Source organism: Streptomyces anandii JCM 4720, assembly GCF_014650655.1.
Classification (GTDB): domain Bacteria; phylum Actinomycetota; class Actinomycetes; order Streptomycetales; family Streptomycetaceae; genus Streptomyces; species Streptomyces anandii.
This window is the reverse complement of the sequence record NZ_BMVJ01000033.1, coordinates 27,982-29,001: the sequence shown is the minus strand read 5'-3', so window position 1 is coordinate 29,001 and position 1,020 is coordinate 27,982. Positions and strand designations below refer to the sequence as shown.

At 70.0% G+C, this 1,020-nt stretch carries 1 protein-coding gene and 1 pseudogene; both read right to left on the bottom strand.

The annotated features are described in order from the left end of the window. Window positions 1-833, bottom strand: an 833-nt coding sequence (locus tag IE249_RS33275) for an ABC transporter ATP-binding protein (RefSeq protein ID WP_229859819.1), incomplete at its 3' end; no start/stop codon positions are given. A 4-nt stretch (window positions 834-837) separates the two neighbouring features. Then, a pseudogene (locus tag IE249_RS39320) lies at window positions 838-1,020 on the bottom strand (ABC transporter permease); the annotation flags it as partial.

The window sequence follows — 1,020 nt, the reverse complement described above, 5'->3', positions numbered from 1 at the left end:
CTGACGGCGGTGCCGTCCACGATGCCGCCGCGGCGGCCGACCGACAGGGCGGGGCCCTCGTCGAGGGCGACCTCGCCGTCCCGGTAGGTACCGGTCATCAGGTTGGACGTGCCCATGAAGGAGGCCACGAACCGGCCGGCGGGGTGCTCGTAGACGTCCTCGGGCGTGCCGCACTGCTCGATGCGGCCCTCGTTCATCACGGCGATCCGGTCCGACATGGTCAGCGCCTCGTCCTGATCGTGGGTGACGAAGACGAAGGTGATGCCCACCTCGCGCTGGATCTGCTTGAGCTCCACCTGCATCTGCCGGCGCAGCTTCAGGTCCAGGGCGGCCAGCGGCTCGTCCAGGAGCAGCACGGCCGGGCGGTTGACGAGCGCGCGGGCCAGCGCGACGCGCTGCCGCTGGCCGCCCGAAAGGGTGCGGGGCTTGCGGTCGGCGAGGCCCGCCAGCTGGACCAGGTCCAGCATCTCGCCGACCCGCTGACGTGTCTCGGACTTGTCGACGCCCTTGCGCTTGAGGCCGAAGGCCACGTTGTCGGCGACGCTGAGGTGGTCGAAGAGGGCGTAGCTCTGGAAGACCGTGTTGACGTTGCGCCGGTTCGGTGGCAGCGCGGTCACGTCCTCACCGGCGAGCAGCACCGAGCCCTCGGTCGGGTCGCTGAACCCGCCGATCATGCGCAGCGTGGTGGTCTTGCCGCAGCCGGAGGGACCCAGCATCGAGAAGAAGTGGCCGGCCTCGATGTCCAGGTCGAGGTGCTGGACGGCGTAGGAGTGCGCGAACTGCTTGGAGACACCGTCGAGCCGGACGGCCGGGGTCGTTTCGGTCGCGTCCATGAAGTCACTCTCCGGAGAGGATGTCGAGGCCGCCGCGGCGGCCGAAGAGGCGCGGGATGAACAGGGCGAGGGCGATCAGCACGATGGAGCCCGCGAGCATGAGCGTGCCGACGGCGTTGATGGTGGGCTGCACGCCGAAACGGATCGCCGAGTAGATCCGCACCGACAGCGGCTGGGGGTCGACGCC